The sequence below is a fragment of the Elusimicrobiota bacterium genome, from assembly GCA_016218575.1.
Classification (GTDB): domain Bacteria; phylum Elusimicrobiota; class Elusimicrobia; order UBA1565; family UBA9628; genus JACRDN01.
Genome location: JACRDN010000023.1, coordinates 16,076 through 40,569 on the forward strand (window position 1 = coordinate 16,076; position 24,494 = coordinate 40,569).

At 62.6% G+C, this 24,494-nt stretch carries 26 protein-coding genes and 1 tRNA gene; 14 read left to right on the forward strand and 13 right to left on the reverse strand.

Annotation, left to right across the window (positions count from 1 at the left end):
- Nucleotides 1-6 precede the first annotated feature (6 nt).
- Genes HY921_12615 through HY921_12635 form a run of 5 tightly spaced genes read right to left on the reverse strand, consistent with a single transcriptional unit; the run spans nucleotide 7 to nucleotide 5,449 of the window.
- Nucleotides 7-1,335 (reverse strand): hypothetical protein, encoded by a 1,329-nt coding sequence (locus HY921_12615; GenBank protein ID MBI5631713.1) that lies wholly within the window; start codon nucleotides 1,333-1,335, stop codon nucleotides 7-9.
- Nucleotides 1,332-2,051 carry a hypothetical protein gene (locus HY921_12620; GenBank protein ID MBI5631714.1) on the reverse strand — a complete coding sequence of 240 codons (720 nt, stop codon included), beginning with the start codon at nucleotides 2,049-2,051 and terminating at the stop codon, nucleotides 1,332-1,334. The genes HY921_12615 and HY921_12620 overlap by 4 nt, the downstream gene beginning before the upstream one ends.
- Nucleotides 2,048-2,491 (reverse strand): protease complex subunit PrcB family protein, encoded by a 444-nt coding sequence (locus tag HY921_12625; protein ID MBI5631715.1) that lies wholly within the window; start codon nucleotides 2,489-2,491, stop codon nucleotides 2,048-2,050. Before HY921_12625 ends, HY921_12620 begins: the two co-directional genes overlap by 4 nt.
- Nucleotides 2,484-3,872 carry a TldD/PmbA family protein gene (locus HY921_12630; protein MBI5631716.1) on the reverse strand — a complete coding sequence of 463 codons (1,389 nt, stop codon included), beginning with the start codon at nucleotides 3,870-3,872 and terminating at the stop codon, nucleotides 2,484-2,486. The genes HY921_12625 and HY921_12630 overlap by 8 nt, the downstream gene beginning before the upstream one ends.
- The gene (locus HY921_12635; GenBank protein ID MBI5631717.1) at nucleotides 3,869-5,449 is read right to left on the reverse strand and encodes a GAF domain-containing protein; all 1,581 of its coding nucleotides are present in this window, start codon (nucleotides 5,447-5,449) and stop codon (nucleotides 3,869-3,871) included. The genes HY921_12630 and HY921_12635 overlap by 4 nt, the downstream gene beginning before the upstream one ends.
- 79 nt (nucleotides 5,450-5,528) lie before the next feature.
- Between HY921_12635 and HY921_12640 the strand changes: the two genes are divergently transcribed.
- Nucleotides 5,529-5,616: transfer RNA gene (locus HY921_12640), tRNA-Ser, on the forward strand.
- Between the two features lie 13 nt (nucleotides 5,617-5,629).
- Here HY921_12640 and HY921_12645 read toward each other — a convergent pair.
- The 3 genes from HY921_12645 to HY921_12655 all read right to left on the reverse strand — a co-directional run bounded on the left by HY921_12645 (nucleotide 5,630) and on the right by HY921_12655 (nucleotide 7,245).
- On the reverse strand, nucleotides 5,630-6,370 hold the full coding sequence (locus tag HY921_12645) for a hypothetical protein (protein MBI5631718.1): 741 nt from the start codon (nucleotides 6,368-6,370) through the stop codon (nucleotides 5,630-5,632).
- Entirely contained in the window at nucleotides 6,370-6,807 is a 438-nt protein-coding gene (locus HY921_12650; GenBank protein MBI5631719.1) for a hypothetical protein, read from the reverse strand. Before HY921_12650 ends, HY921_12645 begins: the two co-directional genes overlap by 1 nt.
- Nucleotides 6,808-6,963: 156 nt before the next feature.
- A complete protein-coding gene (locus HY921_12655; protein ID MBI5631720.1) occupies nucleotides 6,964-7,245 on the reverse strand; it encodes a GIY-YIG nuclease family protein in 282 nt (93 codons plus the stop codon).
- A 51-nt stretch (nucleotides 7,246-7,296) separates the two neighbouring features.
- Here HY921_12655 and HY921_12660 point away from each other — a divergent pair, with 51 nt between their 5' ends.
- A complete protein-coding gene (locus tag HY921_12660; protein ID MBI5631721.1) occupies nucleotides 7,297-8,115 on the forward strand; it encodes a hypothetical protein in 819 nt (272 codons plus the stop codon).
- Here the strand turns inward: HY921_12660 and HY921_12665 are convergent.
- Nucleotides 8,035-9,393: a UDP-N-acetylmuramate--alanine ligase gene (locus HY921_12665; protein ID MBI5631722.1), complete on the reverse strand. Its 1,359-nt coding sequence runs from the start codon at nucleotides 9,391-9,393 to the stop codon at nucleotides 8,035-8,037. The two genes, HY921_12660 and HY921_12665, sit on opposite strands and share 81 nt — an antisense overlap.
- Nucleotides 9,394-9,529: 136 nt before the next feature.
- Here HY921_12665 and HY921_12670 point away from each other — a divergent pair, with 136 nt between their 5' ends.
- From HY921_12670 to thpR, 3 genes are all read left to right on the forward strand, one after another.
- Complete coding sequence (locus tag HY921_12670) at nucleotides 9,530-9,691, forward strand: hypothetical protein (GenBank protein ID MBI5631723.1); 162 nt, start codon at nucleotides 9,530-9,532, stop codon at nucleotides 9,689-9,691.
- Nucleotides 9,692-9,731: 40 nt separating this feature from the next.
- Complete coding sequence (locus tag HY921_12675; protein ID MBI5631724.1) at nucleotides 9,732-9,911, forward strand: hypothetical protein; 180 nt, start codon at nucleotides 9,732-9,734, stop codon at nucleotides 9,909-9,911.
- Nucleotides 9,912-9,991: 80 nt separating this feature from the next.
- Nucleotides 9,992-10,564 (forward strand): RNA 2',3'-cyclic phosphodiesterase, encoded by a 573-nt coding sequence (thpR, locus tag HY921_12680; protein ID MBI5631725.1) that lies wholly within the window; start codon nucleotides 9,992-9,994, stop codon nucleotides 10,562-10,564.
- Here thpR and HY921_12685 read toward each other — a convergent pair.
- Nucleotides 10,536-12,683, reverse strand: coding sequence for a carboxy terminal-processing peptidase (locus tag HY921_12685; protein ID MBI5631726.1), 2,148 nt, complete (start codon nucleotides 12,681-12,683; stop codon nucleotides 10,536-10,538). The genes thpR and HY921_12685 overlap by 29 nt on opposite strands.
- A gap of 1 nt (nucleotide 12,684) precedes the next feature.
- On the reverse strand, nucleotides 12,685-13,173 hold the full coding sequence (locus HY921_12690; GenBank protein ID MBI5631727.1) for a hypothetical protein: 489 nt from the start codon (nucleotides 13,171-13,173) through the stop codon (nucleotides 12,685-12,687).
- 101 nt (nucleotides 13,174-13,274) lie between these two features.
- Between HY921_12690 and HY921_12695 the strand changes: the two genes are divergently transcribed.
- Nucleotides 13,275-14,783, forward strand: a complete 1,509-nt coding sequence (locus HY921_12695) for a DUF21 domain-containing protein (GenBank protein ID MBI5631728.1) — start codon at nucleotides 13,275-13,277, stop codon at nucleotides 14,781-14,783.
- Between the two features lie 15 nt (nucleotides 14,784-14,798).
- Here HY921_12695 and HY921_12700 read toward each other — a convergent pair whose 3' ends face one another.
- Complete coding sequence (locus tag HY921_12700) at nucleotides 14,799-15,356, reverse strand: hypothetical protein (protein ID MBI5631729.1); 558 nt, start codon at nucleotides 15,354-15,356, stop codon at nucleotides 14,799-14,801.
- Between the two features lie 122 nt (nucleotides 15,357-15,478).
- Here HY921_12700 and hemE point away from each other — a divergent pair, with 122 nt between their 5' ends.
- The 6 genes from hemE to HY921_12730 all read left to right on the forward strand — a co-directional run bounded on the left by hemE (nucleotide 15,479) and on the right by HY921_12730 (nucleotide 21,866).
- Nucleotides 15,479-16,498: a uroporphyrinogen decarboxylase gene (hemE, locus tag HY921_12705; GenBank protein MBI5631730.1), complete on the forward strand. Its 1,020-nt coding sequence runs from the start codon at nucleotides 15,479-15,481 to the stop codon at nucleotides 16,496-16,498.
- A gap of 9 nt (nucleotides 16,499-16,507) precedes the next feature.
- Nucleotides 16,508-17,914, forward strand: coding sequence for a protoporphyrinogen oxidase (gene hemG / locus HY921_12710; GenBank protein ID MBI5631731.1), 1,407 nt, complete (start codon nucleotides 16,508-16,510; stop codon nucleotides 17,912-17,914).
- 9 nt (nucleotides 17,915-17,923) lie between these two features.
- Complete coding sequence (locus HY921_12715) at nucleotides 17,924-18,553, forward strand: MgtC/SapB family protein (GenBank protein MBI5631732.1); 630 nt, start codon at nucleotides 17,924-17,926, stop codon at nucleotides 18,551-18,553.
- A gap of 22 nt (nucleotides 18,554-18,575) precedes the next feature.
- Complete coding sequence (gene rlmN / locus HY921_12720; GenBank protein MBI5631733.1) at nucleotides 18,576-19,586, forward strand: 23S rRNA (adenine(2503)-C(2))-methyltransferase RlmN; 1,011 nt, start codon at nucleotides 18,576-18,578, stop codon at nucleotides 19,584-19,586.
- Nucleotides 19,583-20,101 carry a GAF domain-containing protein gene (locus HY921_12725; GenBank protein ID MBI5631734.1) on the forward strand — a complete coding sequence of 173 codons (519 nt, stop codon included), beginning with the start codon at nucleotides 19,583-19,585 and terminating at the stop codon, nucleotides 20,099-20,101. Before rlmN ends, HY921_12725 begins: the two co-directional genes overlap by 4 nt.
- A gap of 316 nt (nucleotides 20,102-20,417) precedes the next feature.
- Entirely contained in the window at nucleotides 20,418-21,866 is a 1,449-nt protein-coding gene (locus HY921_12730) for a caspase family protein (protein ID MBI5631735.1), read from the forward strand.
- Between the two features lie 2 nt (nucleotides 21,867-21,868).
- Here HY921_12730 and HY921_12735 read toward each other — a convergent pair whose 3' ends face one another.
- Nucleotides 21,869-22,804, reverse strand: coding sequence for a DUF4384 domain-containing protein (locus tag HY921_12735; GenBank protein ID MBI5631736.1), 936 nt, complete (start codon nucleotides 22,802-22,804; stop codon nucleotides 21,869-21,871).
- A gap of 49 nt (nucleotides 22,805-22,853) precedes the next feature.
- Here HY921_12735 and HY921_12740 point away from each other — a divergent pair, with 49 nt between their 5' ends.
- On the forward strand, nucleotides 22,854-23,666 hold the full coding sequence (locus HY921_12740; protein MBI5631737.1) for a HEAT repeat domain-containing protein: 813 nt from the start codon (nucleotides 22,854-22,856) through the stop codon (nucleotides 23,664-23,666).
- Nucleotides 23,663-24,487, forward strand: coding sequence for a HEAT repeat domain-containing protein (locus tag HY921_12745; GenBank protein MBI5631738.1), 825 nt, complete (start codon nucleotides 23,663-23,665; stop codon nucleotides 24,485-24,487). Before HY921_12740 ends, HY921_12745 begins: the two co-directional genes overlap by 4 nt.
- Nucleotides 24,488-24,494 lie beyond the last annotated feature (7 nt).

The window sequence follows — 24,494 nt, forward strand, 5'->3', positions numbered from 1 at the left end:
TCGAATCTAAAGGCTGGCCAGGATCGCGTGGGCCGCGTTCAAGTCTCCCGAGGCTATTTTAAGGAAGACGTCCTTGAGTTTTTCCTTGAGGGCTTCTTCCCGCTTGAGGGCCCGAGCCCGGGCGCTGCCGGGCAAAAAGCGCATGATGAAGTTGTCGGCCAGCTCCCGCCACCGGAGCTTCGGCTTGATGGCGCCGGCCAGGCGATAAGGGACCGCGGCGTAATCGGAGGCGGCGCGGCCGAGGGCCTGGCCCAGGCCGCTATTGCGGGCGATGAGGGCGTCTGCCCGAGAGAGGTCCGAGAGCCAACTCTCGGACTCCAGGAGCCGGATCGCCAGCTCGTCGCGGGCCTTGAGAGCGGAAAGCTTTTCCTTGAGGTCCGCCCCACGTCTTTTATAGGCCGAGAGGTCGGCCGCGCCGAGAGGGAGCCGGCCGATCAAGTCCAGGAGCTCCGGGGTCAAGAAATCCCGCTCCTGGTCCAGACGCTCGAGCTCCTCCTGGAGGCTGGCCAAGGCGATCCAGCGCGCCGCCTCCTTTTGCTTGGCCCCCAGGGCGATCACGAGCGAGCGGGTGATTTTCTCAGGGTCCTGGGCCGGCTGCGCCGCGGCCTCGAATTCCCGCAGGGCCGACGCGGCATTTTCCAGGGCCGATTGCCGCTTGGCTTGACGCGGGCTCTCCTTGATCCCCTTGGCGGCGGCTTGAGCCTGGAGCTGGGCTTCTATGACGGAGTCGAGGAGCTGCTCGGGGAGATAGCGGCGTTCCAGGCCCAGGGCCTTGGCCCAGGCGTAGTTCTTGGAAAGGCGCATCTTCATCTCGAGAATCCGGATGTCGTGGCGGATGGAGTAGGCGGGATAGCTCAAAGTCTCGTAGTCGAGTTTTCCGGTCTCGATGAGCTTGGGAGCGCCGGGCGCCCGGCGCTGATTCAAGGCGCTTTGCAGGGTCTGGAGCTGGGGGGAATAGCCCCGCAAGTTGCTTCGGCTGAGCCGGTCGTAATAGCCAGAGCTCAAGGTCGAGGGCGCGCCCGAGGCCCCTTGGGCCGAACCGGAGGCTTGGCTCGGTTTCTGCTGGGTGATGATGCGGTTGTTTTGGCTGCCCTGGCCCTCGAAAAGGGTCTTAATGATCTCTCGCTTCTCCTCGTCGGCCATCTGTTCGTCCATGTTCGTCAGGCGCGAGTCCTTGCTGGCCTTCTTGAGCCGCCCGAAGAGGTTCTTGTCCGCTGCCGGGTTGGGTGCTAGATACGTGTCGGGAGGCTTGACCTTAGGCTGGTCTTGAGGGGAATCCGCGCCGTCTTGGGCCCACGCCGCCAGGAGGGCCAAGCCCAACAGGAGGGCCCTCATGGCTTAGGTTCCGCGTTGAAATCGAAGATCATTTTCTTTCCAGAGAAGACCTGTCCGTCGTTCGTTATCCGGGCCAGGCCCAGGCTGAGTTCGCCCGAGGGGATGTCCTTTCGCGCCTTGCGGGCGACGTCGAGAAAGGTATGGGTCGAGCTCTTGTCCAGCACGCTCCAGCGGGCCAGGGCGTAGCGGCCGTTGGGAGTGAGGGCCAGCATCTCGAGGCTCGGAAAGGGGCCGGCCTGCATGAGCTCGTTGCCGAGGTAATTCTTGACCGACGCGAACCACTTGTCCTGGACCCGGCGGCTCAGGAGCAAAGTCTCCTCGTCCTGGGAGAATAGGAGGGGCTCCCCGCCGTCCGGAATGTCGGCCTCCGCTTCGGACCAGAGCTCCAGGCCCTTGCCGCCGTAGAAGCGCAGGACCGCGCGGGACTCGAGTTTCTTGGTGCGCTGGGGATTCCAGGTCGCGGTGCGCTCCACGGTCCAGGCGAAATGCCCCAGGGAAGAGGCGCCGCCGCGGGTCTCGCGCGCGTTGATCCGGGAGCCGCTCGAGTCCTCCAGGACCCCGAGGCCGATCTCCTGGGAGAGGGTTCCCGCATCGTCGTAATAGAGGAGCGAGGCTCCTTGCTTTAGCCAGACCGCGGCATGGGTCGCGGTCGAGCCGTCCACCTGGGCATGGGCCGCCGGGGTTCCGGAAAGAAAAAGTGCCAGAAGGAGGCTCACTCGGCCTCCACCTTGACCGGTTTGGAGCTCTTGGGCAAGAGCTTGACGGCATAGGGCTGGGTCAGGGATTGTGTGGCCAAGCCCTGCGGGCTTTCGACCTTGTAGCGGATCGCGGTTTCTCCGGGGCGTGAGACGGGCTCCAGGAACCTGATCCCATAGCCGCCCGTGTTCTTGAGCCCGAGGAACACGGCCACCGCGAATTGGCGGCTGAAGTCGGCCGGAGGGGCCGGGCGGCCAAGCTCCTTCCAGAGGCGCTCCCATTCTTCTTGAGTTTTAACGATTCGCTCGCCGGGTTTGGACACCTCGCAATAGCCGCCGTGCCATTCCATGTTTTTCTTCCCCTGAGGCTTGCGCGAGAGGGCCAAAAGAGGCGATAGGGTCAAGAGCGCCAGCAGGATGCCCCAGAGCCGCGAGGCCGCCTTGGCCGGGCTCTTATCCATGCTGTCCGCCGATCAAAATCCTGGGAATGCGCAGCGTGGGCTGGGCGTCCGAGACCGGAACCCCCTGGCCGTCCTTTCCGCAGGTGCCGATGCCCCAGCCGATATCCCAGCCCACGCGGTCTATGGACTTTAAGATCTCGGGGCCTATGCCCAGGAGGTTGGCGTCCCTCACCATGTGCTTGACGATCCCGTCCTCGACCCAGAAGCCCTCGTCCACCTCGAACACGAACTCCCCGGTGGCGGTGTTGACCTGTCCCCCGCCCATGCGGGTCACAAGTATCCCGGCCTTGAGGCTTTTCACGATCTCTCGCGGATCATCCTTGCCGGGCGCTATGTAGAGGTTGGACATGCGCGGGATGGGCCGGCAGTGGAAGGACTCGCGCCGGCCGTGGCCGTTGGAGGGCTTGCCTTCCTTCATGGCGGTCACGCGGTCGTAAAGGTAATCCGTCAAAACGCCGTTTTTGACCAGGTAGGTGGACTTGGCCTCCAAGCCCTCGTCGTCGAACCTGAAGCTGCCGCGTTGGAAGGGCAAGGTGGGGTCGTCCACGACCGAGATGTTTTCGGGCGCTATGGCTTGTCCGACCTTTCCGCGGTACGCTGGGGAGGAGCCTTCCTGGACGTGGTCCACCTCCAGGGAATGCCCGATGGCCTCGTGGATGAAGGTGCCTCCGGCGGAGCTCGCGATCACGATGGGCATTTCCCCGGCCTCGGCCTTGGGCGCGTCGAGCTTGGCCAGGGCCCGGCGGGCGGCCTGGCGCGCCAAGCGCAGGGGGTTGGAGTCGAGGATGAGCTCGTAGCCCTTGAGGGCGCCCAGGATCTCGGTCCCGGTCTGGAGCACGCCGTTTTTCTCGGCCACCACGTTCACTGCCAGTATCACCGCAGTTCGCTTTTCCTTGCGAAAAAAGCCCTCGGAGCTGAGGATCGCGGTTTCCCTTTGGCGCTCCCCGTAGGAGAGGCTTACCTGCCTCAGATTTTGAAACTCAGAGCGCAGGGCCTGGTCCATGGATTTGAGCAGAGAAATCTTGCTCTCGAGGGGAATTCCCCCGGGATCGACCCGGATGGGGTGCTCGTAGGCCGACAAGACCCCGGTCGGGGCGCGGCCCTCGGGGGCCCGCGGGCCCAACAGCCCGCGCTTGAGCCTGGCCGCGGCTTGGGGGTCGAAGCTTTGAACGCTGCCCTGCCAGGTTTCGACCGACTGGCCCGCCCGCTTCAAAAAGCGCAGACCCATGCCGAACTCGGAGCTCGAGCTCATATCCTCGATTCGGCGGTCCTCAAGGCGCACGGAAAGGCCCTGGGAGATCTCCACAAAGGCCTCGCCGTAGTCGGTTCCGCCCAGGATCGCGGCGTAGTCCTCGGGGCGCAGGTCCGGGAGCCTTCTCACGGCGTCCCGCCGTCCCGGCGGCGCGGCAGGATCACGGTCACGGTCGTGCCTTCTTGGAGCTTGGACTTGAGCTCGACCCGGCCCCCATGCCCCTCCACGATTTTCTTCACGTAGGGAAGCCCTAGGCCCCAGCCCTCCACTTGTCCGGTGAAGGAGTCCTCAATCTGGTGGAAGCGGCTGAAAATCTTGTCCTGTTCCTCCGGCGGGATGCCGGGGCCCAGGTCCTTGACGCGGAGATAAACCTCGTTGGCGCCGCCCTCGAGCCAAAGGGCCACCTTCTTCTCTATTTTGGGATCGAACTTGACGGCGTTCTCGACCAGGCTCTTGACCACTTCCTTGAGTTGGACCGCGTCTCCGGTGACCTCGTGAGAGCCGCCGGGTTCCCAGAGCACCGTGGCCTTGCGTGAGGCGAGCCAGGCCTTCATGCTTTTTAGGGCCTCGTCCACCACCGCGTCCAGGCGACAGGGGCCGGCCTCCATGGAGTCCTCGGGGTTGGCCAAGATCGTGTAGCGCAGGAGCTTGTCCACGAGATCGGCCAATTTATGGCCTTGGGTCGTGATGGCCTGAAGGGCCTTCCTCTCGATGTCCGAGCGCTGGCCCGCCTTGAACTCCTCCTTCAATATCTCGGCGTAGCCCATGACCGAGGAGAGGGGGGTCTTGAGCTTGTGCGAGATAAGGGAGAGGAAGGTGCGCTTGAGCCGCTCCTTGCGCCATTCCTCTGTCTGGTCCCGGAACACGCAGAGCCAGCCCGCCAGGGGCTCTTCCCCGGCCTTGCGCTCGAGGTTGAGATGTATGCGGGTGGCCTTTCCCGCGAGGAAGAGCTTTTTTGGCTGCTCGCGGGAGGCAGTGAAGTCGAAGGCGTCCGCCTGGCTCGTCATGATCTCGCTCCAGGAGGGAGCGACGGTCATGCCCGAGGTGGCCTCGTCGAGGGTCTTGGGCTCCGTGCCAACGCCCATGTATTTCTTGGCCGCGGGGTTGGCCATGAGGATCGCGCCGGCTTGGTCGGTGAGGACCGCCCCGTCCTGCATTTGGGCGAAAATAGTGTCCAGCCTGAATTTCTCCTCCTTCAAGGAGGAAAAGAGCCGGGCGTTCTCGATGGCGATGCTGGCCTGCGAGGCGAAGGCCTCGAAGGTCTTGAGGTCCTCGGCCGTGAAGGTTCCTTCGCGCTTGTTGATGGCCTCCACGACGCCGATGATCTTGCCCTTGAGTATCATGGGCGCGGCCAGGATCGAGCGGGTGTGAAATCCCGTGCTGCTGTCCACCGCGGAGGACCAGCGCGGATCGGCGTGGACGTCGTTGATGATGGAGGGTTCGCGCATTTTAGCCACGTGCCCGGCCACGCCCTGCCCGAGTTTGAGGCGCAGGCCCGAGGTGCGCTCCCCCAGCCCCAGGGCCACGTGGAAATAAAGCTCTTGGGTTTGCTCGTCTAGAAGCAGGACGGAGGCGCTCTCGGCCCCGACCACTCGGGCGGCGAGCACCAGGACGGTCTCCAGGAGCTCGCCCACGTCCAGCTTGGAGGACAAAAGCCGGCCGATCTCGATGAGCAGCTCCAAAGTCTCGGCTTGGGAGGAGGCCATTTTACAACCATATGATACAATAACGGAAACAAAGCAAGCCCATAAGACATAGCCTCCCCCGCGGGGAGGCTGATTACGAGGAGGGATGGGTGAGCGGTTGAAACCGAGCGTCTTGAAAACGCTTAGAGGTCAAAAGCCTCTCGGGGGTTCGAATCCCTCTCCCTCCGCATCTATTTCAGGCTAGGGGTGCGGCCGGCGGAAATCTTCGTACGAATCCATCGCCTGGTTCAGGGCTTTTAGCTCCGCCTTGGCCGATTCCAGGCGCAGTCGAGCCTGGTCAATCGCTCCTTGGCGAGCGTACTGGAGAGCTATTCGGACGTCCCTGCCGATCTCCGACGGCAGGTCTTCCATGAAGAAAGAGGTCCCGCCTGTCTTCAGGTGGACCGTCACCTCGATGGTCTTGAAGGGTTCTGCGTAGTAGTCCGCCAGGCGCAGGTAGCGCGCTTGCGCGGGCAGGACCTTGGTTCGAGCGAACTGAGCGATTTGCGCGAGGACACCCTTCCTGGATCCTCCCTTCTTATACTTCCCCATGTAAATTGAAACGTAATCGAGCAGTTTCCTGGCCGAGGCCAGGTCGTCCTTGGCCGCGCTGATGTCGAGGTCCAGCGCTCGGGCTTCGGCCCGGGAAAGATGCTTTTTGACGCCTTCCAGGACCGCGGCGGGTTTGACGAAGCCGGGGACGTACTCCGTGGTCTCCAATACGCTCAAGATGGATTCCGTGAAATCCTCGCCGAAATCCCCGCTGAGAGCCCGGTAGCGGCCTTGGGCTTGGGCCAGGCGCGCCTTCAGCGTCGACGTCCTGTGCAGAACCGCCTGTTTGAGGCCTTCTTGCGCGGCGCCGGCCAAGGGCGACTCTTGGGCCCCTGACCGGGCCGCGGCGAAGGCTAGCGAGATCAGAATAAATATCCTTGTTTTCCGCATCAGTACACCTTGGGTCCGGGCGAGCCGTACACTTTCCCGCGACCGCCTTGGTCTTGGCGTTTGGGAACCAGCCGTATCTGGAATCTATCCATGTCTTCGTTGAGCGTGTTAATAATATCTAGTGCTTTATCCATTTCTTTTTTGTAAGACGTAACGTCGCCGGATTCAGCTCCAAATCGAGCCCATTTCAACCGATTATATGCAGTGTTTAAGAGAGTACGCCAGTCAGCGCTAGAGGTAAATTCCTCTCCATATTTTTGCTTTAGTTCTAAATGTCGATCCTGGGTGTTCCTGAGCTTGCTTTGCTTGAACCACTCGATTCTCTCCAGCATGATTTCCTTGCGCTTTTGCGCGAACTTGGCCGAGAGGTCTTCCTGGGCCGTGGCGGGGGAGAATGTTCCGGCGAGCAAAGTGAAGGCCAGCATGATCTTTTTCATGGTCACCTCGATATGGGGCATGGTTCAAGTGTAGGGCTCCCGCCCAGCCCGCGCGAGGGCCTGTAGGGCCCGCGGCAGATAGGTCTAAAGGCCCATATTGGAGCTCTTGGGCAAAGGCCTTGCGCGAGTCGTCCACCTCGCGCAGAAGGGCACGGATTAGGAGCCCAACAGTGTCTCTTTGGCGCTCTTGGAAAGGGCCTTGATCTTGGCTTCCCGCACCAGGGCCTGGGAGCGCGTCAGTCCCGGCTCGCAGCGCACCAAGGCCAGGGGCCCGCGCGAGCGGGTGTAGGCCGCACCCCGCCCCTTGGAGTGCTGGCCCAGGCGCGCCTCGACGTTCTTGGCGATGCCCGTGTAGAGGCTGCCGTCGCCGCAGCGCAGCATGTACACCGACCAATCGGCGGGCTCGCGCTTTTGGCGCGCGCCATCGCGCTCGGCCATAAGCATGCGCTTGTACTTTTTATGCACGGCTAATTCTACTAGAATACAGGAATGAAAATCGCCCAGCTCGTCTTGTCCGCGCTCGCCTTGTCGGCCTCCGTAGCCCTAGCCGAGGAAAGCAAGCCATACTTCCGGTCGGCCTACCGTTCCAAGGAGGCGCATTGCGCGTCCTGGGGCGTGGAGCGCTTCAGCCGCGGCATAGACTACGGTCTTTTCGTTGGAGCCCAAGGCGCGGTGGGTCATGGCTTCACATACGAGATCCCATTGTCGCGCGCCGAGGGGGACGTCCTATGGTGCGCCTTGAACCCCGAGGTCGCGGGCCACAATCATGTGGACTGCAAGGACGTGGCCGGGGCTCCCGCTGGCCGGCCTTTCGCGGCTTTCGAAGGCAAGCCCGCGGTCTCGCCGGACCGCTTCCCTAATATGGAGAAGGAGCTTGAAACCCACCTGGCCTGGATCAAAGAGGAGGCCGAGCTGCGAGGGGGAGACGACTTCGGCAGGATGGGGACTAGTCTCGAATTCCTGGTCCCGCATTACTTGCAAATCGAGCGAGGGCTTTATCCCGACGCCGAGTACGCGGTCGAGGGAGGCGTCGAGTACCGCGAGAGCGCCCAGGGCCGCACCTTGGGAGAGCTCGACATTTTGGTCTACCGCAGGAAGGACTGCGCGGTCGCGGCCGTGGGCGAGGTGAAATTCTCGGGCCCCGCCGGCATGGAGCGCGCCTTGAAGAAGGCCAAGGAGCAGATCCAGCGCTTCAAGGCTTTCCTCGACCCGTACCTCAAGTCCAAGCTAGACGTCCGCCTTCCGGAGCGAGTCCAATATATTTTTGGCGAAGGCGGAGAGCGAGGGATCGCGGGCGCCCATCACTAGGACTAGGTCCCCGGTCTTCAAGGACTTGATGAGCTCGGGGATTATCGCCTCGCGCGACTCGAGAAAGCGCGCGTCCTTGCCCCGCTCCGACAGGGCCAAAGCGAAATCCTTGGCCGATATCGTTTTCTGGGCCGTGCCCCCGGCGTAATATATCTCGGGCAGCCACAGGACATCCCTGGCCCCGAGGCCCGCGGAAAGGGCCTCGATGAGCTCGCTCTTCATGAACCGCGCCGGAGTAAAGCCATGCAGCTGGAATATCGCGTGGACTCTGCGCGCCCTCAGGTGCGCGGCGGAAAGCGCGGCGGAGAGCTTGGCCGGGTTGTGCGCGAAATCGTCCACCACTTCGACCCCCTTGGCCGTTCCCAGGGATTGGAAGCGCCGGGCCACGCCTTGGAAGCGGGAGAGGCCCAAGGCCGCCTGACCGGGCTCGACTCCGGCCATTTTGCAGGCAGCGATCGCGGCCACGGCGTTTTCCAGGTTGTGCCGGCCGGGGACCGGTAGAGTGAAGTCGATTCCCGAGAGCCTGAAGCGGACTTTGTCCGGCTCCAGGAAAACGCTCTCGGGCTTGATCTCTCCGTCCTCGAGGCCGAAGGAAAGCTCCGGGTGCTCGAAGGCCGCAAGCCGGGACAAGGATCGCTCCACGGCGAAAATGGCGCAGTTGCGGCGGAAGGCCGAGAAAATCTCGAGGAGCTCGGCTTCGTCCTTGTGGTCTTTGCTGAGGTTGAGGAGAACTCCGAGCCAGGGCTTGTAGCGGGTGAGGCTTGCGTCTGACTCATCGGCTTCGATCACCAGGAGGTCGGAGGCGCCACGGTGGGCGTTTCCGAAAAAACCCTTGTTCTTGAGCGCAAGGAGCGCCCCCCCGGTGATGACGGAAGGAGACTTCCCTGCGGCCTCCAGGATCTCGTAAATCATGGCGACCACCGTGGATTTTCCGCTGGTGCCGGCCACGGCCACGGTCTTGAACTGAGACACGTAGGAGGCCAGGAGGTCGGCCCGGTGGAGGATTCCCAGGCCCAGGGCCTTGGCGCGCTCAAGGTCCGGGTTGCCCGCCTCCACGGCGCTCGAGGCCACCACCGCGTCGGGCCCGAGCTCCGGGCCTTGCCCGTCTTGGGGCAGGATTTCGATCCCCAGCGCCTCGAGCTTGGAGCGCAGCTCCGCGGCCTCTCCCCGGTCGAAGGCGCGGTCGGAGCCGGTCGCGGCCCCGCCCCCCATGGTGTGGAACTGGGCCAAGGCGCTCACCCCGGAGCCGGCCGCGCCCACGAAATGCAATTTTCGCACCGCCTAGATACTATGAAAATTCGAGGACGCGGGCACGAAATCGCCGTGGGCCTTTTGGCCTACGGAGGGCCTGGGCCATAAGGCCCTGTCAGGGGGGCGTCAAGGTCCCTACACTGGGGAGATGGAGGAGAATGGCATGAGTCAGAACGAATTCTCGCAAGCCGAACGGCTGAGGACCCGCATCAGCCAACTGGAAGCCCGGGTGAAGAGCTTGGAGCTCCAGATCAGTGCCGCCAACCAGGGCGACTGTCGGGGGCGGCTTGCCGCCGAGCTCAATCTGGAGGTCCGCCGCAATTAGCGAAATAAATTTGCAACAGCAGCCTGGTATGCTCCCTCATATGAACATCATCATGATAGTGGGGGCCAAGGCACAAAGCGGGCTTCTGAACGGAACCGGGCAATTCGGCGGATTATGCGCCTGGATCCTTCTCCTGGCCGGCAGCGCTTCTTTGGTCAAGGCCTTCCGCCTGCTGCGCAAGGTCCCCTGCGCCACCACGACCTCCCCGGTCTCGGACTAAGTCGAATTCGGTGACAGTTGCCGAATTCCAAAAAAGCCAATTAAGTATACTGTCGGGAAATCGGTAACTGTTACCGAATTATGAGGGCATTTTTCGCGGTTGCGGTCGAGGCGGCGCTGAAGGAGGGCGCGGGGCGGCTCATCGAGGAGTTGGGACGGACCGGAGCGGATTTCAAATGGGTGGACCCTGGCCAGCTGCACTTGACCTTGAGCTTTTTGGGGGAGGTTGCGGAGTCCAAGGTTCCGACCCTGGCCGGGGCCCTTGAGGAGGCCGTGGGGTCGCGCCCGGCCTTCGACTTGGTCTTCGACCGATGGGGGGCTTTCGAATCCTGGGATTATCCCCGGGTGATTTGGCTCGGGGCCTCTCAAGGCGAGGAGGAGCTCAAGGCCTTGGCGGAAGACCTCAGCAAGGCCTTGGCCCGCGCCCATCTCCTGCCCATCGGCCCCTCCGGCCGGGAGTTCAAGACCCACCTGACCTTGGGCCGCATGCGCAGCCCTTCGCGCCTCGATCCCCTGAAGGCGCTCATGAAAAATCCGCCGTCCCTGGAGGGGCTCAGGACCAAGGTCGAAAGCTTGGTCCTCTTCAAGAGCGAGCTCGGTCCGAAAGGGCCTTCCTACACTGTCCTCAATAGCGCCGGATTGCCGCGGCCGTAGCCTGGCTTGAGTACGATATCATGTCCGAAAGAATCCGCGCGGACTCCTCAAGTTCGACGTCGGGAAGGGGGGAGGAGGGCTTCTCGGTTTCCCCGGGCTCTGCCGTCACGGTGACCGGGCCTGTGGACAGGACAATCGGCTTTTGGGCCAGGGCGTCATCGAGGCTGATTGCGGCCGTGGTCAATCCCGCGGAGCGGCGCTTTAGGCGCTCAATCTTCCGCGCCTCGAGGCGCTCCTCATCGCGCTTCTTCTCTTCCAGACGCTTACGCTCATTGAGGGAAATAAATTTCTCCTTCTTCTGCCGTTCGTAGCGCTGCATGTCCTCCTTGACCCAGGTGAACTCAGGCGACGCGGCAAGGCGCTTGGCCGAGCTTTCGCGTAATTGCTTCAGAAGTGCCGGCGTGACGGTGGCGCTGGGCTGGTAGGAGACCGGATCCACCTCGTCGTAAGGCAGGGCGCCAGGAAGCGAGGACTCCGTCATGTCTAAAAGGTCGTTGATCGAGGGCAGGTGGATGTCTGGAATGACCCCGCGGTGCTGGGTGGATCCTCCCGATATCCGGTAGAATTTTTGCACGGTCATCTTGATGGCTCCCGGCGGGTAGCTCTTGAGCGCGGAGGGCAGGTATTGCGCCAGCTCCGTGATGGACTGCACCGTGCCTTTCCCGAAAGTGCTTTTCTCTCCCACCACCACGGCCCGGCCGTAGTCTTGGAGGGCGGCGGCCAGTATCTCCGAGGCCGAGGCGGAGGCGCGGCTTGTGAGCACGAGCATGGGCCCGGCGTAGGAGACGTCTGAGACGGTGTCCTTCAAAACCTTGGTGACTCCGCGCGCGTCCTTGATTTGGACCACGGGCCCCTTCGGGATGAAGAGCCCGGTCAGGGACAGCGATTCCGGGAGCGAGCCTCCGCCATTGCGCCTCAAGTCCAGGATAAGCCCGGAGATGTCCTGCTTCTTGAGGTGCTCGAGGAGCTTCTCGACGTCTTGGGTCGTGCTTTTGCTCGAGATGATGGACTTGGTGTCGGCGTAGAAGGAGGGAAGGTCTATCACCCCGATCCGGAGGGCCCCGCCGGCCGGCTCTCGAAGTTCGATGAGGCGAGCCTTGGCCTCCTGGTCCTTAAGCCTGATCTCGTCGCGTACCAAGGAGACCACGACCCTGGTGGAGGGGTCTATGGCGTCGGCCGGAATCACGCGCAGGCGCACGACCGTGCCTTTTTCCCCGCGGATCATTCCCACCAGGCGGTCTAGCTTCATGCCCATGGCCTCCACGAAAGGCTCGTCCCCCTGGGCCACGGCCTCGATGCGGTCGTTGGGCTTGAGCCTCTTGTCGATGTCCGCCGGCCCTCCCGGGACCAGCGAGACGATCTTGGCGTAACCGTCTTCGGAGCGCAGCACAGCCCCGATGCCCACCAAAGAAAGCCGCATGTTGATGTTGAAGTTCTCCATCTGCGGCGCGGCCATGTAATCGGAGTGGGGATCAAAGGTATGGGCCAAGGCCGTGAGATAGTTCTGGAGGATGTCGCTCGAGTCGAGCTCCCGGTAGCTGCGCAGGAGCCTCTCATAACGCAGCGAGATCGTCTTATTCCGCTCCTCGGGCTTGGCCTTGTTGAGGCGCTCCTGTAGGAGTTCGTATTTGATCCTCAAGCGCCAGAGAGCCTGGGCTTCCTGGGGCGTGCGGGACCATGGCTCCTCATGGCGGTTGATGTTGAGGCGGTCATCGGTATTGAAAGTGGGGGTGGAGCGCAGGATTTGCCGCACCAGGGCCTCGCGCTCCTCCAGGCGCTTCATGAAGCGTTCGAATATCTCGTAGGCCGGCCGCAGGTCTCCCTGCTTGGCCTGGGCGGCCAAGGCGTCGCCGTAGCGCGCCTTAAACTCGTCCACGTCCGACTTTTCAAAAATCATATGGTTGTAGTCGTACATGTCGAGGTATTGCGCGAGCAGGTCCTGGGAGGTCTTCTTGTCCAGGGGGTGATGGTTGTAGTGGTTGTTCTCAAGGATCCGGGCCACCATTTGCCCGATCAGGGAGGCCTCGGGGTCCGGCTCGAGCGCGGCCTGGCCCCAGCCCCCCGCGCAGAAGAGGAGCCAGGACGCGCAAACGACCTTTAGGAGGGGTTTGGAGCGCACTTTACACGCTGTGGGCGGGCTGCCTTGTTTTTCCGTTGGCGCCCAGCCATTTCTGCATATCCTGGAGAAGGACCAAAGTCTTCCCGAGGTCCCCGTAGGAAAAGCGCACGCCCTTCTTGGACCAGCCCTTGTAGCCTTCCTCGTCCACCCACTCGCGCAGGTCGAGGCTCGTGGCGTCGCGGAAAATCGTGACCCTCAGGACGAGCTCGACTCCTATCTTCTTGGGAAAGCGCGCCAGTTCCTTCTCCTCCAGGGCTTGCGGCTCCTTGGGGAGCTTCGAGAGGCTCTCGACCAGTCCCGAGAGGATGGCGGCGTTCACGGTGACCCCCGACTTGGTGGGGCCTGTGTAGCCCTCGCCCTTGAGGAAGGTGCGGATGGAGCCGAATTGATGGCCCTTGAACTCGTCCGCGTAGAATTTGAGCTCGCTGTTCTCCGAAAGAGCCAAAGATCCGAACTCCTTTAAAGGCTTGAACTCCCTGGTTTCTGGCATAGACCCTCCGTTGGCTGTGATCTTAGCAAATTGCGCCATTAGCTATACGAGCGACCCCCTCAAAAAGTTCCATGGGTAATGGGGTATAATAGCACCCAGCCATGGCATGGGTTCTGTTGGTCTCGGTTTTCCTCATCGGGCTCAACGCCCTTTTCGTCCTCATGGAGTTCGCCTTGGTCAAGGTGCGCTCCTCACACATCGAGATGCTGATCCGCCGGGGCAGCGCCAGGGCCGTGGGGGTCAAGGAGCTCCAAGGGCGTTTGGACGATTACCTGGCCGCCATCCAAATGGGCATCACCGTGATCGCTTTGGCCCTAGGGTGGATCGGGGAGCCCGCCCTCGCCCGGATGATGGGCTCTCTTCTTCAATCCCTGCCGAGCCCCATGCCCATCCCGCTGCTAGAGAGCCTGGCCTTCGGGCTGGGTCTGCTCCTGCTCTCCTGGGCCCATATCGTGTTCGGGGAGCTTATCCCGCGCTCGATCGGCCTTCAAAAGGCCGAGTCCATCGCCTTGGGAGGGGTCTATGCCTTGAGGCGCTTCTCGAGCTTCCTGCGCCTGCCCGTGTCCTTCATGTCCTACTGCTCCCGGCTCTTTCTAAAGATTTTCGGTTTCAAGACCGCCGCGGAATCCGAGCCCGTCGTCTCTGAGGAGGAAATGCGCATCCTCCTGGGGGAGACCCAGGAGCGGGGGACCTTGCCCTTGGAGAGGCTGCTTCTTCTCGAGAATCTGTTCGATTTCGGCCGCACCAAGGTCTCCGAGATCATGGTGCCCAAGGACAAGATGGCCTTTCTGTCCTTGGCCAAGCCATGGGCGGAGAACTGGGACCTGGTCCGGTCCCGGAGACTCTCCCGCTATCCCCTGTGCGAGAGAGACATAGAATCCGTCATCGGCATGGTGCACGTCAAGGACTTGATGTTACGGCCGCCGGAGAGCTCCCAGGAACTGAGGAAGATCAGGCGAGACCTCGCCGAGGTCCGCGAGGGCGACTCCTTGGAAAAGCTTCTCAAGTATTTCCCGGACAAGGGCATCCACCTGGCCGCGGTGCGCGACGCCCAGGGCCAGCTCACGGGCTTCATCACGCTCGAGGACATCCTGGAGGAGCTGGTGGGAGAGGTGCACGACGAATTTGATCTTCCCCAGGCCTGGTCCTTGATGGACGTCCTGGTGCCCCAGAGCGTCTCGGTCGAGCTCCAGGCGGCCGACAGCGCCGAGGCGATTTCCCGTCTTTTGGAGAGGCTCGCCGCGGCCTGCCCCACCTTGAAGAGGGATGAAATTTTCAAGGCCGTCTGGGAGCGCGAGGCCAAGTTCTCAAGTGCCGTGGGCCACGGTGTGGCCGTCCCCCACGCGCGCCTGGCGGGCTTCGACAAGACCTTGGTGGCCTTGGGGCGTTTTGTGAAGCCCGTCCCCTTTCCCGCCCCCGACGCCGTGCCCGTGCGCCTGATCTTTCTCATCCTCACCCCGGCCGCGACCCCGGTGGCCCAGCTCCGGGTTCTCGGCCGCATCGCCTCCCTCATGACCAATGAGACCCTGCGTCGCAAGCTCCTCCGCGCCAAGACCGCCGAATCCATGCTCGAGACCTTGCGCACCGCCGACACCTTGCTCGCGATTTAGGCGCCAGCCGTTAACTTACTTAACTTGCTGCGGAATTAGTTCGGGATGCACGGCGCAATAGAACTTGCTTCCCTTAGGCGCATCGTGATCTTCAAATGATTCATCGTCTGACAGCTTGTATTTTAGGAGACGCACGGTTCCTATATGGGAATAACTCTTGTCAAGGAAGTCGGCGTGGGCTCTTGGAACCGCGGTTTCGGCGAAGCTGACTTGGAGCATGAATTCCGCTCGCTCGGTTTTCGATCGAATGAGGAAATAATCCCTGCCATGTTCAATAATGGCCTCGGAACCGTCCAGAATAGACGGACCTGAACCAAAGCATCCGGTCTGCCACAAGAAGGCGGACAATCGTTTGTCCTGGGATTCATGGAGTTTGAAGAAGAATCCGGTCGTGGTCCAATCGTTCTTTAGGTAACAAGAGACGAGCGTTTTCGGTTTTTGCGGAGAGAATTTTGGGATATCCTCGCTGACGGCTTGCAATTGCTGCTCCCATATGGGTTTGTCGAGCGCCCAGCAGGGCGAGACGAGCAGGAAGAGCTCGGCCAAAAGCAATCCGACATTTCTTGATTTCACAAACTCAGGATGGCCTGTTTCCGCGGTTGATTACAGGGCCAAAAGACCTAGATCAGACATAGGCACAGCATCGGTAATTATGCCTCAAAATAAAATAAAATAAGGCGTAATTTCCTTAAATTATGGAACAAAGGTCGTCCTTTCTTAGCGCCTGCCGTGGGCAGGCCGCGAACCGGATCCCGGTGTGGTTCATGCGCCAGGCCGGGCGCTATATGCCGGAGTACCAGGCCATGCGCCGGAAATACTCGATTCTGGAACTGGCCAAGACCCCGGAGCTCGCCTGCGAGGTCACCCTCCAGCCCGTGCGCCGCATGCCCGTGGACGCGGCCATCATTTTCGCGGACATTCTCCTGCCTCTGGAGCCCTTGGGGGCCCGCCTGCGCTTTGCTCCTGGGCCGATCCTTGGCAATCCCCTTAAGGAAGCGTCCCAGGTGGCGCGCCTACCGGAATTTGACGTGGAGGAGAAGCTCGGCTTCGTGTTCAAGGCCATCGCCTTGGCCGTCAAGGAACTCAAGGGCCTGCCCTTGATCGGCTTTGCCGCCGCCCCCTTCACCTTGGCGAGCTACTTGATCGAAGGCGGGTCCTCGAGCCATTTCCTGAAGACCAAGGCCTTCATGCACTCCGAGCCCCGGGCTTGGGACCTCTTGATGAGAAAGCTGAGGGCCGTCACCGCCCGCTACCTCGAGGGCCAGGCCGTGGCCGGGGCCTCGGCCCTTCAGCTCTTCGACTCCTGGGTCGGGGCCTTGTCGCCGGATCAATACCGGAGCCGCGTCCTGCCGCATTCGGCTTGGGTCCTGGAGAGGCTCAAGAAAACCAAGGTTCCCTTGATCCATTTCGGCACCGGGACCGCGGGCTTCCTCGAGGATTTCGCCGGAGCGGGGGGGGATGTGGTGGGAGTGGATTGGCGCATCGATCTTTCCCAGGCCTTCAAGCGGGCCGGAAAAAAGGCGGTCCAGGGCAATCTTGATCCTGCGCTTCTCATGGTTCCCAAGAAGGCCCTCCGGCAAGCCGTGGACGATATCCTGCGCCAGGCCGATGGCCGCCCCGGCTATATTTTCAACCTCGGCCACGGCATCCTTCCCCAGACCCCCTTCGAAAACGTGAGCGCCGTGGTCGATTGGGTGCACGGCTATCGCCGTTAGTTCCAGCCCATGAAGCGAGTTCTGGTCTTGGGAGCCGGCATTTCCGGGCTTTGCGCGGCTTATGAGATTGTGGCGAGGTCCAGGCGCGAGGGGTTGTCGGTCGAAGTTCTGGTCTTGGAGGCCTCCTCTCGCGTTGGGGGCAAGGTCTTCACCGAAGTCCGCGACGGTGCCGTTTTCGAGAGGGGCCCGGACTCCTTCCTGTCCGTCAAGCCCCGGATTCTTGAATTGGCGCGGGAGCTGGGGCTTGGCTCCGAGCTTGTGCCAACCAACCCCGCGCGCAAGGGAGTCTGCGTGGTCTCCCGTGGGGAAATGATTCCGCTTCCCGAGGGCGGGCTCCTGCCGAGGAAGTTTTCATCCTGGCTGGGCCTTGAGCTTTTGAGCCTGCGGGGAAAACTTCGGGCCGGGCTCGAGCCTTTCGTGCCCGCGGGCGAGGAAAACCTGGACGAGTCTTTGGCGGACTTCACCCGCCGCCGCCTGGGCTCCGAGGTCCTGGATAAAATCGTGGCCCCGCTTTTTGCCGGGATATACGCGGGCGACGCGGAGAAGCTGAGCTTAGCAAGTGCGTTCCCGCAATTCAAGGAAATGGAGAAGAAGGGTGGGGTTTTGAGAAGCCTGCGCCGGATGCCCGCTCCTTCAGGCCGCGGGAACACGATGTTCATGACGCTCAAGGGAGGATTGTCCAGCCTCACACAAGCCTTGGCCCTGCGCCTGCCGGGGCGGACGGTCCGCACCGGGGCGCGAGTGGAGCGCCTCTCCCGCGAGGGGAGGCAGTGGAAGGCCTTTGCCGGCGCTGGGAGCTTCACCGCGGATGTCGTGGTCTCGGCTTTGCCTGCCAATGCCCTAGCATCCCTTCTGCAGGATCTCGATGGGGAGCTTGCGGCGATCTTGGGCGAGATATCCTTCGTTTCCACGGCCACGGTCTCTTTCCTCTATGAAAAAAAGGGCTTCCCCCATCCCCTGGACGGATTCGGCTTCCTGGCGCCCAAGAGCGAGGGCCTAACCGTGTCGGCCGCGACCTTCACCTCCACGAAATTCCAGGGCCGCGCTCCCGAGGGGAAGGTCCTGGTGCGCTGTTTTCTGGGCGGGGCCGGGCGCGAAGAATCGGCCGAGCTTGCCGACGCGGAGGTCGAGCGTCTGGCCCGGGAGGACTTGGTAAGGCTCTTGGGTTTGGGTTCCGTCAGGCCCGTGCTCTCCCAGACCACCCGTTGGCTCAAGGCCAACCCGCAGTACACGGTGGGCCATGAGTTGAGGCTCCAGCGAATTGCCTCTTGCCTAAAAGGGCATTTAGGCCTTATCCTATGCGGGTGCTCTTACAAAGGGGTCGGCCTGCCTGATTGCGCGGCCTCGGGCCGCGCGGCCGGGGAAGCGGCGGTGAGGCTTCTGTCGGGACGTGCGCTCGACTCTTCCATGGTCTAGAGGATAAGAATGATAAACCAAGACTTGATGAAATTGTTGATTTCGCTGTGCTTGGGCGGGGTCATCGGGCTTGAGCGCGAGGTGAGCGACAAGGCAGCCGGGCTGCGCACGCATATTCTAATTTGCCTTGGAGCCACCTTGTTCACGGTGCTTTCGGTGCGCTTCTATGGGGGAAGCGATCCCACCCGGATCGCGGCCCAAATCGTCTCGGGCATAGGATTTTTGGGCGCGGGGGCCATCATGCGCGAGGGCGACCGCGTGACGGGACTCACCACGGCGGCAACCATCTGGACCGTGGCCGCTATCGGCATGGGGGTGGGCCTGGGCTACCACAACGAGGCGGCCTTCGCCACGGTTTTGGTGCTCTTCATTCAGCTTGCCTTCACCAAGCTCGACATCCTCATCGACGACTGGCGTGAGAGGCACACCTACAAGATCATCTCCAAATTCGATCACGGCCATATCGAGGAGATCGCGGGCATTTTCCGGGAAGCCCGCGTCCGCATCATGCGCCGCAAGCTCATGAAGAAGAACGGCTTCTATTACAGCGAATGGTACACCACTGGCAGTCGGGCCAGCCAAGAGAAGGTCATGAAGAGGCTCATCGATTTCAAGGACGTCATGGAGGTCTCTTATTAATCTGGCGCGCGCCCAGGAGGTCTTGAAGTCGCTGGGGGCCCCGGCCTATCGCCTAGACCAGGTGAGGCGCGCTGTGTTTCAGGACGCGGTCCGCTCCTACGATGAGATTTCCGTGCTCCCCGCTGAGCTGCGCCGGGCTTTGGCCGAGAGGGCCCCGATCCAGAGCCTTTCCCCGCGCAGCCTTTCCGCGTCCAAGGACGGCCGGGCGCGCAAGGCGGCGCTAGCACTTCCGGACGGCGCCTTGATCGAGACCGTGCTTCTGAGGCCCAGCGACCGGCGCTGGACCACATGCATCTCCTGCCAGGTGGGCTGTGCTGTGGGCTGCACGTTCTGCGCCACCGGCCTCATGGGGCTTTCCCGCAGCCTCACCGTCGATGAGATCACCGACCAGGTCCTGTTTTGGCGCCAGCATATGAAGGCGGAGAATCTCCCGGGACGGCTCGACAACGTGGTGTACATGGGAATGGGGGAGCCCTTCGCGGTCTACGAGACCCTCTCCGAGAGCCTGCGCGTCCTGATGGATCAGCGCCAGTTCGGCATCGGGGCCAGGCATATCTCGGTCTCGACCTCGGGGGTGGCTCCCAAGATCGAGCTCTTCGGCGCGGATTTTCCCCAGGTGAACCTGGCCATATCCCTCCACGCCGCCGAGGACGGCCTGCGCGCGCGCCTCGTCCCGCTAAACAAGGCCTACGACCTTTCCTGTCTTGCCCAGGCCTTGAAAGCGTATCTAGGGAAGAGCTCGCGCAAGGTCTTCTTCGAGTACGTCCTGCTCGCCGGAGAGAACGACCGGCCGGAGGACGCCCGCCGGCTCGTCGGCTACGTCAAGTCCATCGGAGCCCTGGAGCGCCTGCACGTTAATTTAATAGTATTCAACCCCACCGACACCCCGCACAGGCCCTCCTCCGAGGAGCAGGCCCGGCGGTTTCAGAGGGCCCTTTTGGACGCGGGGCTCAAGGCCACGGTGCGCCAGAATCTGGGGCAGGATATCCAGGGGGCTTGCGGGCAGTTAATCGTTCAGGAGAGCAAAATATGACGGAGCCGTCCTCGGCGCAAGAGAACTTGAAAGACAGGCCCTCGCGGGCGCGCTACAACAAGGTCCACCACGCCCTGGACACGAAATGGCGCCGGCGCACTTTGGAGGCTGAGCGCATGATGCGCGAGGTCGTCGACGAGCTCTGGGACCAGTTCGCGCAAAGCCCGTACTCTTGGTGCGGCTTCTACATCTTGGAACCGGCTAAAGAGCAGTTGACTGTGGGTCCCCACCGCGACAAGCCCGCCTGCTCTCCCCTTCCTTTGCACGGGGTCTGCGGGAAAGTGGCCCAAAGTGGGAAGCCCTTGATCGTCCCTGACGTTCGAGCCTTGGGCCAAGCCCACATCGTTTGCGACCCCAAGAATCTCTCCGAAATCGCCCTTCCCGTTTTCGATTCCCAGGGCAAGGTCTGGGCCGTGCTGGATGTCGACAGTGAGGAACTCGGGGCTTTTGACACCATGGACCAGCGCTGGCTCGAGCGCATCCTCAAGCCCTTCCAAGACATCGGCAAGGACTAAAAGCGAGCCGCCCCTTCGCGCGGAGAGTCGCGAAGGGGCGGAGCTCCTGGTGATGCCGTCCTGTTGCCGTACTAAGCTGTCGAGCCGTTGTATGCGCCTTGGGATTAGTCTACCAGGACCCTGTGACAGAAACATTACATGCCTGTGAAAAGATTGTTAACGGCTATTCCGACACGCAGGAAGGCACGCAGCCCTTGGGAGCCTTCTTGAACAGGCTCAGAGACCAGGGGACTTTTTGGCACATGGAGCACTTGTCTTTCTGATGTCGCCAAATCTTGACACGTTATAGTTCGGTTGTTATAAACTTAGGGGCTTCGTGAAAACACCTCGATTTTTAGCCTTTGCCGCCATGGGCGCGCTGTTCTCCTCCTGCGCCACCGCACCCGTGGGGGGCCCTACGCAATACGCGCGGGAGCGCGCCGCCCAGCTGGCCCCGGGCGCGAGCCCCGACCTTGGCGGCGAGGAGCTTAAATTCGGCCTTCTTTGCGCCGGCAAGATGTGCTCCGAGGAGTACAAGGTCAACGCGGCGGGCTGGGTTCCAATTCTCGGGTTCGCCGCCCTGTTTCCGGACAAGCCCTCCACCGTGAAGATGTTCTCTCACCAGAGGAAATACCAGTCCCTGAACTGGCTGGCGGACTACAATTCCCCGCAGGACAGCGATCTCATCATCAAGATGAGGCTCGCCAACGCCGGCAAGGCGGAGATGACCGAGGTGCTCTCGGCCTATTCGAGAAAACCCTTGTACCGCCTGCAGGGAGGCTACGTCGGCAGCGTGGGAGCCGCCGTATACGACGCCTTCAAGCCGGGGACCGCCTTGTATAGAGCCGTCGCGGCCGACCGGGAGGACTATTTCAAGCGCCGGGATCAGGCCTCCGCCGGGGGCGGCATCTCCAAGGAGGACCTAGAGGGCATCGTCAAAGCCGCGGTCTCAAGCGCGCAGGCCGTCCAGGTTCCCAAAGCCGCCGCCCCGGCCGCGGAGATCCGCTCCGACGTGGACGAGCCCTCCTACAAGGCCCCGGAGCGGCCGGATGATTTCGCCGTGGTGGTCGGCGTCGAGAGATACTCCGACCTGCCCGCGGCCCTCTACGCGGAGCGCGACGCCGAGGCCGTCAAGAATCATCTACTGGCCTTGGGATTTCCGAGCCGGAACGTGATCCTGATGTTGGGGGAAAAGGCCAGCCGCACGGCCATCGAGAAATACCTGGAGTCCTGGCTGCCTCGGAACGTCAAGGAGGAAAGCCGGGTGTTTTTCTATTTCTCCGGGCACGGCGCTCCGGACGTGAAGACCGGCGAGGCTTTCCTCGTCCCTTGGGACGGGGACGCCAACTTCTTGGAGAACACGGGCTATCCGGTCAAGCGCCTCTACGCCAGCCTCAATGCCCTGAAGGCCCGCGAGGTGCTCGTGGCTTTGGACGCCTGCTTCTCTGGAGCGGGAGGCCGCTCGGTGTTGGCCCACGGGGCCCGGCCCTTGGTCACCAAGGTCGAAACGGGCATCTTTCCCCAAGGCCGCATGTCGCTGTTCGCCGCCGCCGCTGAAAACGAGATCACCAGCACCTTGGACGGCCAGGGCCACGGCATCTTCACCTATTATTTCCTGAAGGGCCTCTCCGGCCAGGCCCGGGACAAGGACGGCAACGTCACGGTGAGAGGCCTCCAGGAATACCTCAAGCCCAAGGTCCAGGACGAGGCCCGCCGGCAAAACCGCGAGCAGAACCCCGTGCTGATGGGAGAGCAGAACGGGGACAAGGTGATTTTCCGGCCCTAAACTCAGCGCTTAGCCTTGTAGATGGTAAAGGCCTGAGCGTCCTCGGCCCAGTCGATTTTCTGGGCGTTGAGGCGCCCCAGGACGGCAAGAAATCCCTGCGCCGGATCGGTGACTTTCGCCGGCAGGGGCTGCCTGGAGGCCACGACCCGAACGGTTTCAACGGAGACGTCATAGCCCTCCGGGAGCTGGGCCGCCAAGGCCTTTACCCCCGCCCTGCGCGCCGCAGCGTCCGGATATTCCCAGGTTTGGCCCGCCTTGAGGCGGATCTCCGGAATCTGCGGGTTGGGCGCTATTAAGGACGTTTTCTGCCAGTCAAGCCACAGATCGTAGACGTATAGGTAGCAGTCCCGGGTCGCCGTGACGCTCAGCGTGACCTCATCTCCGTCAAAGAGGATGTCGCGCGAAAGGCCGAGGTCCAGGGAGAAGTCCTTGTCGGCGTAGCCGGGAGTGGGTAGGAGGCAGGTCTTGATCGCGGCGCGGTAGCGGCAGCGCGGACATCCTGGCGCGTCCTCGTAGCCGTCCCTAAGCACCTGCTCGTCCATGATGCGTCCTTGCCGGGTCGTGAGCAGCATGCTCTCGATGACCTGCTTTTGGTCGCGCAAGCCCTCCTGCTGGAAATCCATGGTGCGCGCTCGAACCGACACGCCCAGAAAATCCTGCATGGCCGAGCGCCTCGCCGCGTCCACGGCCTGGGCGCGCAGCTGGTGTGGGGTTTGATCCTCGCCGGCGGCGATAGACCCCTCGCTCGCGATCCAAGTGCAGCCGCGAGAATCCGGTCCTAGGACCGCCGCCTTGACCGGCTCTTTATTCTCCTCGAGAGCTTCGGCCCAAGCTCGCCGCGCGGCCTTGGGCGTCAGGTCTTCGCGGGAGGCCTCCCGCCTCTCATGGCAGGCTCCTAGAAAAGCTGCCAACGCCACCACGGCGATTCCGGGTCGCATGGGCTTCAGTATAACAAGTCTGTAACGTATTTTTTGTACTATTAGCCCTATGAAAGGCGGGTTTTTCGCCTGGGCCGTTGCTTTGGGCTTGGCGGTGCTCTCAGGTTGCGCCGAGGTCCCGGTCTCGACGGCGCCGGCCGGTCCCGCGGCGGTTATTCCCGGGGCCATGAAGACCGACGCCCAGATCACCAACGTCCTGGTGGATCTTCTCGAGCATCAGGACCAGGCCACAGTGGACCTGTCCAAGGCCGAGGGCGCGCCCGTGGGCGAGATTTTGAAAGTGGGCTCCCCCATCGGCTATTCCCTGCGCAACCGCTATCTCAATATCGGCATTCCCCTGGCCGAGGCCCTGTCCCGCAACCAGGACCCGGTGTTTCGCGGCCAGCTTGTCAATCTAGCCCGCTGGGACCGCAACGGAGAGACTCGCGCCGCGGCCTTGGTGGCTTTGGCCCGGGCCCAGGACTTGCGCGACTACGACGTGTTCCGGGAGGCTTTGGTGCACCTCGACCCGGCCGTGCGCTTCGGGGCCTTGGAGGCCCTCCAGGCCTGGGGCCACCCCGAAAAATCCTTGCCTCTTCTTGGAGCGGTGGCCGAAAGGGAGGTCGAGCCGATCCTTCGGGTCTACGCCTCCGCGGCCTTGGCCCGGCTCGGCGACTCGGCGGGTCTCAACCGCCTGCGCGCCTTCCTCGATGACGGAAGCTGGCTCGTGCGGGCCATGGCGGGGCGCTATTTGGGGGATTTCGGCGCTGGCGGGGATTATGACCGCCTGGTGGCCCGGATCGGGCGGGAGGCGGGCAACGACTTCGTGGTCGCGGAGTACTGTATCGCGGCCTTGAAGTTGTTTCCCAAGAAAGGCTCGTGAAAATCGCGCTTGCGGCGTTCTTGATAGGGTTGAGCCCGGGCCTTATGGCACAGACCGGGGCCATCCCAGATTCGGCCAGCGTTCTTCAGCTAGAGCCCTTGGTGATCACGGCCCCACGCCTTAAAATCCCCAAGAGGCTCGCCATAGACCCCCAGATCAACCTGCATCTCTTAAGGCTCCTGCGCGAGCGCCAGGACGCCCGTCCCCAGTCGCAGGAGGCCCTGGACGCCTCGGTCGGCAACTTGAACAAGCTTAGCACCCTCACCGGCTACAACTTAAAGACCCGCTACACCGAGCTCGGCTTTCTCCTCACCGAGGGCCTGGCCGGGGTGACCGACTTCGAGCTTTCGAGCGAGCTCGAGAAAACCGTGCGCCTGGGCAAGAACACCCAGACCCGCGCCGCGGCCTTGGTGGCCTTGGCCTACGCCAAGGATTTGCGCTACATGAACCTGTTCCAGTCCGCCCTCCAGGACCCCAATATGACCGTGCGCTTCGCGGCCTTGGAGTCCCTCCTCGTCCTGGGCGATCCCTCGGTCCAGTTCCTGGTCTCCAACGCGGCCCGGGACGACAACTCGCTCGCGGTCCGGATATACGCCGCGGCTGGGATGTGGCGCATGGGGGACATTTTCGGCCGAGAGATGCTGCTGCGCCTCTACCAGCACGAGGACTGGTTCGTGCGGGCCATGACCGCGCATTATCTCGGGGAGTTAGGCAAGGGCGACGAGTACCGCAGGCTTTTCCTGCAATTGGGCCAGGAGAGCCATCCGGCGGTCAAGGCGGAGCTTTGCTCGGCGCTTCTGCGCCTTCAGAGGTACCAGTAGTTCCGAG